The following is a 6,159-nucleotide window of genomic DNA, read 5'->3' on the forward strand; positions in this document are numbered from 1 at the left end:
TCAGGTTTCGAACGACAAGAAAGTGAAATGATACGAATAAAGCAGGCTTATGTCACGCAACAGTCCCGATGTCCGGGGCATTCGAGGTATGCAAATAGCCGCTCGCACCCGTGCCGAGGCATTCGAGTACCGTTCGGGCAAGCTTGGCCGGATCGTGCCGGACCTTCTCACCCGAATCAAGCAGATCGCGTTTGATAACCACGGCTCCCTTCGATCTCTTCCTCGTTCATCGAACCATGGACGCCGATCTGCTCGGCACCTTCTCTTAGATAAAGCTCAGCTTGCCGGTCGGAAACCGGCCGGTTGTTGACAATAAGGAAATCGAACTGAAGCTCCAGAATATGCTCTTTAACGACCTCAAGATGCCTCCGGCCGGTCATTCCGTCAGTTTCTCCGGGCTGGGTCATCAAATTGCAGATGAAGACCTTAATGGCCTCGGATTCAACGATCGCACGCCGGATCGCCGGCACCAGAAGCGGCGGTAAAATGCTTGTGTATAGCGAGCCCGGGCCAACCGTTATCAGGTCCGCACTTCGGATCGCCTCGATCGCACCGGGCAGCGGCTCGCACTTCGCCGGTTCCAGAAAAAGCCGCTCAATGCGTTTGCCGCATTTGCCTATGTTGGTCTCGCCCTTGATAGTTTCGCCGTCGGCAGTGCGGGCGGCAATGCGGACATTGGTGCTCGTCGCCGGATAAAGGTGGCCTTTCGTCGCAAGGATCTCGGCCGAAAGCCGAACCGCTTCTGAAAAATCGCCTGTAACTTCCAGAAAGTGCGGCGAGAAAGAGATTCCCGCAACTATGGCCGGCGAGTTCGCCGTCCCCGGTGAACCGGTGCTGAAAAAGCCGGGAGAGCAGGTGTGAATCCTCCGAAAGAGCGACGAGGCAGTTGCGAATATCGCCGGGCGGCGGAATGTCCAGTTCATCACGAAGGCGTCCCGAACTTCCGCCGTCGTCCGAGACGGCAACTATTGCCGAAAGCTCTGTTAACCGGCCCGGCAACATCGCCTCGATCGCCGACAAACGCCTTGAGCCCCGATAAAAGGGTCGAAAGGCCATTGCCTCCCCCGATGGCGACAACGTTCGAGTTTCGGTGAAATTGGTGCGTCATCACTTCGATTTCATGGCTTTTGCCAAAAACAATGCCGTTCGCATCATATTTCTAATCGACGGAAACCTCAAGATTTTTGGCAAAAAAGTTTAAAAACATCTTGTTTGCCCGCTCTCGGCTATGCTACCTTTATATTTGGTCGCTCGACCTTCCCTCCAACTTTCGAGGAAGTTGCGGATCCGCAGAGTTCTCTTTTCATCCTAAACTTTCGGGTAATCACGAAATGGCCCATTCGCCCTTTATCCTGCAGGAACAAGAGTTTCAGAAATTGAAGACCGTGCTCGCACGCTTGTGCGTTGAGTGCGTCGCCCGGGTCGTTTTCCTTGTTGACCGCGACGGGCAGACGATCGCTTTCAACGGCGAGATCGGCGATATGGATACGACAAGCTTTGCTTCGCTTGCGGCCGGCAACGTTGCCGCGACCAACAGCATGGCAAAGCTTATCGGTGAGGACGGCTTCCCGGCAGTATTCCACGAAGGCGAACGCGAGAGCATCTTTATCAGCGTCATCGGCCGCAGCCTTTTGGTCGTCGTGTTTGATGAACGTTCGACCCTCGGCCTTGTAAAGCTCCGAACCAAGCGTGCCAGCTACGAAGTTGCGGCAATTCTCGAAGAAGCCTCAAAGCAATCGCAGGCATTTGCCGCAAATAGTGCGTCGGCATTCGCCGACATCACGGATGAGGATATTGACAGCCTTTTTAGCTAGAATATTTACGGCGTTAAACGAACAGCCCCAAGCAGAGCCATGACCTTTATCAACTACGCATCGCGGGAAATCAATTGCAAGATCGTTTATTACGGGCCCGGCCTTTGCGGTAAAACGACGAATCTTCAGTATATCTACGACGCTACGGCCCCTCAGGCGAAAGGCAAACTCATTAGCCTTGCCACCGAGACGGACCGCACGCTCTTTTTTGACTTTATGCCGCTTGAGCTCGGGACCGTTCGCGGCTTCAAGACGCGTTTTCACCTCTATACCGTTCCGGGCCAGGTCTATTACGACGCCTCGCGAAAGCTGATCCTGAAGGGCGTTGACGGCGTCGTTTTTGTCGCTGATAGCCAGGAAGAACGGATGGATGCGAACGTCGAATCGCTATATAACCTGGAGGAAAACCTGCAAACACAGGGTTATGACCTGATGCAGTTGCCCTACGTTCTGCAATTGAACAAGCGCGACCTTCCGGGAGCGGTTCCGGTCGAGGACCTGACCTACGAGCTCCAGAAAAAGGGTGAACCCGTATATGAAGCAGTGGCAACCACCGGAACCGGCGTCTTTGATACGCTGAAAGCCGTTGCAAAACAAGTACTTACGGAGCTTCGAAAGACCTAACCGAACGCGAACTGATAAAAATAAAAAGCCGCCGGAAGCGATTCCCGCGGCTTTTTTTACCTTCCCCTTGCTCGAAAACTAGGAGTACCTTTAGTGCAGAACCTTGTCGAATTGGTTCATTCCTAGTTTTCGAGCCCCGGATGCGTTCGGATTCAGTCGAACAATTTTTCCTAGCGACCGTAACCGTCACCGGAACGCTCTTCGAGACCACGTCATAGACCGGGGACCGCTGCTCGGCAATGCGGACAAGTTCCTCAAGCTGCTCGGGAGTGGCATCGCCCTTGACCCGGAAATCGATGTTTATGTCGTTGTAGCCGTTTCGGACGTTCGGGTCCATCCCGAGAAACCCTCGAAGATCGAGGTTGCCCGAATAGGTGGGTAACCTCATCAACCTTGATGCCTTTCGCCGCGGCGTGGTAAACGAGGCTGGTCGTAAGGCAGCCCGCGAGTGCCGCAAGCAGGTACTCGACCGGGTTCGCTCCCGTATCCGTTCCGAGCAAAATGGCCGGCTCGTCCTTTCGGAACACGAACGGCGTATCGCGCTTGAAGGTCTGGCAAGCTCCGTCGTAGTCGTCAACGACCGTCTCGTTCTGGCCGCCGTTGATCCATTTGTTGCTCGCCCGAAAATTGAATTTCGCGATCTCTTTGTTCCCGCCGATGGCATCTATCGTTTCGAAAAGCTCCGTCACGTTGACGCCGTTAACTATCTTCTGTTCTTTCTGTGCTGTCTGCATAATTCTCTCCTAGATATTGCTTTGATCTCTGGTGTTAAGGAGGCGGTCTCGGCCGCCTCCCGTGTGGGCATTTAGCAAAATGCCGGCACTACCTCTTCCAGCTTTTCCCGCTCTGCAGCGTCGAGAGCTCCGACCGTTTCAAGGAACTTCGGATGCGACATCCCGGTTCCGAGATAGGTCCAGCGGTTTGCCTGATGCTGTACCGTTATGAACTCCTCGCGTTCGGCCTCGGTAAGCGTGCGGCCCGTCGCAGTCTCGAACGCCTCAAGGTCAAAGAGCGTCTGCTGCTTGAGGCCCGTATCGAGAAAAAAACCGCCGATGTCCAAATAGTCCGCGACACCTTCCTTGATCTGCTGTTCCGACATTCCGGCGGCCAGTGCCTCGATCATCATCGTGTCGAGCTTCGCGTGCTGCGCTTCCTCAAGCCAGTGATGCTTGAGCAGGCTCTTGAACTGCGGGTCGAGGTCCTGATCGTTCCTGATGCTGTCCAGATAATGCCGCTGCGTCATCCATTCGATGTGAAGAATGACCAACGCAACGCCGAGTGGCCCATGGGCAAGAACGGCCTTTGCAACCTCGGCCGGCGGGCCAATGACCTTGCACTCGGTGCCAAAGTTCTCCTGAAACTCGCGGCTGAACTGCTTGAAAAGCTGAATGTGCTTCGCCTCTTCGCTTGCAAATTGCAGGAAAGCCCGGACACGGTAGTCGTCCTTGTCGAGCGACGGCCTTACATGGTCGAGCACGAACGGCAGGATGAACTCTTCAACGAGCCCGAAGATCGACAGATATGCGTGGCCGCGGATCTGGTTCAGCACTCGCTTTTCGTCTTCGTTCAGAAACCGAGCCCATCGACCCGAGCGAGCGATTCGGGCATGAACCGCTTGCTGAAGTCGAGCCGCTTATCGCCGCCGATGATGTCCTCGATCGCCCAGTTCACCCGCCGCGAGGCGACGATCGTTTCGCGGTAATCATATTTCGGCAGGGAGCCTTTATTACTTCTGGTTGTGATTGCGTCTAACATTATTTTTCTCCTTATAAAGTGCGTTTACGTCACCCCGCTCGACCGAACAAACCGCCGCACTGAGGAAGATGAGAACTTACTTGCTTAATTTCCCGTTCTTGATTTATCAGCTTGTCCGGAGTTCGCCGACACGCATCTTGCCGACCCTGACCACCGGATCTCGCAGCTGCTGGCAGATGCTAAGAACCGTTGAATTGCCGTCGATCCATGTGTTGCGGTCGTCCCGCCGTCGTGAATCTTGGATCTGTAATTGCCGTCCTCATTCTTGAGGTCTGTGCCGGCATAGCGGCGACCGTCCCAAGCATCAGGTATCGCGACCGCGAGTATCGTTTTCATTTTCTTGTTCATTGTGTCTTTCCTTTGTTGTTCGATCGTTTTATTCAAGCGAAAGCCCGAGCGTGCTTATCCCGGGTGTGCCGAGCCTCGAGCTCGAGGTTCAGCGTTCGGATGCCGTTATCGCCGACCGCGGATTTGAATGCCGATAAAGCTTCGCGATCTCGTGGATGTAATCTCACCCTTCCGCTCCCTTCAGCAGGAAGGTTTCACGGTTGCGGTATTCAGCATCAGGATCGTCCACATCGCACGCCGTCCTGAGGGCCGAATTCCCTTTGCCGTATCGATGCGGTTGTCAACGATAACGCCACGGCCGGCGGACTTCCGTAGCTCCTGCTGCTGAAAGCGGCGGATGAGTGCCGCCGTCTTTGGCCCCATCACCCCGTTCGGTTCCGGGAGTTCGACGTCTGCCCACGACCGCCGCCAGTTCGCCGTATTTCATCAGGGCTCTAACAGCCGATCACGTCACCCTTCTCTTCGCATTTTCGACGCCGTTTTCGCCAACCGAGCTGTGAAGATTCACTTGCGTGAAAACCATTGAATTCCTGTATTTTTCTACATAAAATAATTGCTCCGTTTATATTCCCTTTCGTCATTGTTCCGGCCTGACCGCCGGTGTTCAACGGAGTAAGACGACACCTGTCGATGTTTCAGGACACACTGTGGAAAACGCGTTGGGGTCCGGAACCGATGCGTATCAATGTGTTAGAACGCCGTGGTTTGAATTGAGAGTTACGGCTTAAGGCCGAATGTTATCGCGAAATGAGCACGAAAGATCTGCCCTCGAAATAACCCAATTGCTGCTCGCCCTTGGCGTGGAGGGCGATGACGGTGCGCTTTGAGCAGCTGATGCCGGCCGTTTATCAGGAACTCCCCCGCCGACTTGCCTGCAATCCACATGCGGCGGCAGAATCCTGACCACACATTGCAGACGACCGCCTCGTCAATGAGGCGTTTTTAAGGCTTGTCGATTCGAACCGGGTGAATTGGCAGGACTGGAATCGCTTCTTTGCGCATCTCCGCACAGCTTATGCGGCGCGTTCGTCGATTCCCCCCCGCCCGCAAGCGAAACAGCCTTAAGCGCGTGGCGGCGACCAGATAATGGTGACGCTTCGATGACGTAGCCGAGGTCGCGATCGCAAAACATGAGGACACGATCGCCCCGACGAGGCTCTTGAACGGCTTGCAAAGCTCAGCCCGCGTCAGGCCCAGATAGTTGAAATGAAGTATTTCGCCGGGCTTACTGAGGAACAGGTCGCCGAAACGCCGGATCTTTCTACTCCGAACGGTTCGCCGCGATTGGAACCTTGCCCGTGCTTGGCTCTCTACCGCGAACTCAAGGGCTCTGCCTAAAAACAACTCCCCGATCGCTGGGAAAAGATAAACGAGATATTACACAACGCGCCGAACTGCCGTCCGCGGAGCGGGAGTCCTACATTATCCGTGGAGTAGTGGTGATGATGCGGAACTCCTTAGCCGAGGTCCTCTCGCTCCTCGGGGCCGAGTCGCAGGCCGGCGAATTCATCAACCAACCGGCCGTCTCCGGTATATTTTCCGGCTCGGCCGATGAACTGCCGCAAACACTAGCTGGGATCGAATTCGACATTTCAAAGATCGAGCGATGCATCGGCTC

General features: G+C 55.0%; 6 protein-coding genes and 3 pseudogenes. 4 read left to right on the forward strand and 5 right to left on the reverse strand.

Translation table 11 applies throughout. The features are described from left to right. Nucleotides 1–52: 52 nt before the first annotated feature. Nucleotides 53–1,108, reverse strand: a pseudogene (gene yvcK / locus IPM21_10520) (uridine diphosphate-N-acetylglucosamine-binding protein YvcK). A 223-nt stretch (nt 1,109–1,331) separates the two neighbouring features. Between yvcK and IPM21_10525 the strand changes: the two are divergent. Both IPM21_10525 and IPM21_10530 read left to right on the forward strand, forming a co-directional pair. After that, nucleotides 1,332–1,814, forward strand: a complete 483-nt coding sequence (locus IPM21_10525) for a roadblock/LC7 domain-containing protein (protein ID MBK9164328.1) — start codon at nt 1,332–1,334, stop codon at nt 1,812–1,814. 39 nt (nt 1,815–1,853) lie between these two features. Continuing rightward, nucleotides 1,854–2,438, forward strand: a complete 585-nt coding sequence (locus IPM21_10530) for a GTPase domain-containing protein (GenBank protein ID MBK9164329.1) — start codon at nt 1,854–1,856, stop codon at nt 2,436–2,438. Here IPM21_10530 and IPM21_10535 read toward each other — a convergent pair. The 4 genes and pseudogenes from IPM21_10535 to IPM21_10550 form a co-directional block, all read right to left on the reverse strand. Further along, a pseudogene (locus IPM21_10535) lies at nt 2,416–3,172 on the reverse strand (OsmC family protein). The gene IPM21_10530 and the pseudogene IPM21_10535 sit on opposite strands and share 23 nt — an antisense overlap. Nucleotides 3,173–3,243: 71 nt before the next feature. Continuing rightward, complete coding sequence (locus IPM21_10540; protein MBK9164330.1) at nt 3,244–3,987, reverse strand: diiron oxygenase; 744 nt, start codon at nt 3,985–3,987, stop codon at nt 3,244–3,246. Between the two features lie 17 nt (nt 3,988–4,004). Continuing rightward, nucleotides 4,005–4,193 carry a hypothetical protein gene (locus IPM21_10545; GenBank protein MBK9164331.1) on the reverse strand — a complete coding sequence of 63 codons (189 nt, stop codon included), beginning with the start codon at nt 4,191–4,193 and terminating at the stop codon, nt 4,005–4,007. A gap of 528 nt (nt 4,194–4,721) precedes the next feature. Continuing rightward, nucleotides 4,722–4,907 carry a hypothetical protein gene (locus tag IPM21_10550; protein MBK9164332.1) on the reverse strand — a complete coding sequence of 62 codons (186 nt, stop codon included), beginning with the start codon at nt 4,905–4,907 and terminating at the stop codon, nt 4,722–4,724. A 783-nt stretch (nt 4,908–5,690) separates the two neighbouring features. Here IPM21_10550 and IPM21_10555 point away from each other — a divergent pair. After that, nucleotides 5,691–5,879 (forward strand): annotated as a pseudogene (locus tag IPM21_10555) (RNA polymerase subunit sigma-70). 107 nt (nt 5,880–5,986) lie between these two features. Continuing rightward, nucleotides 5,987–6,159 (forward strand): hypothetical protein (locus tag IPM21_10560; GenBank protein MBK9164333.1); only part of this gene is annotated, 173 nt, incomplete at its 3' end.

The sequence above is a fragment of the Acidobacteriota bacterium genome (assembly GCA_016716435.1).
GTDB lineage: Bacteria > Acidobacteriota > Blastocatellia > Pyrinomonadales > Pyrinomonadaceae > OLB17.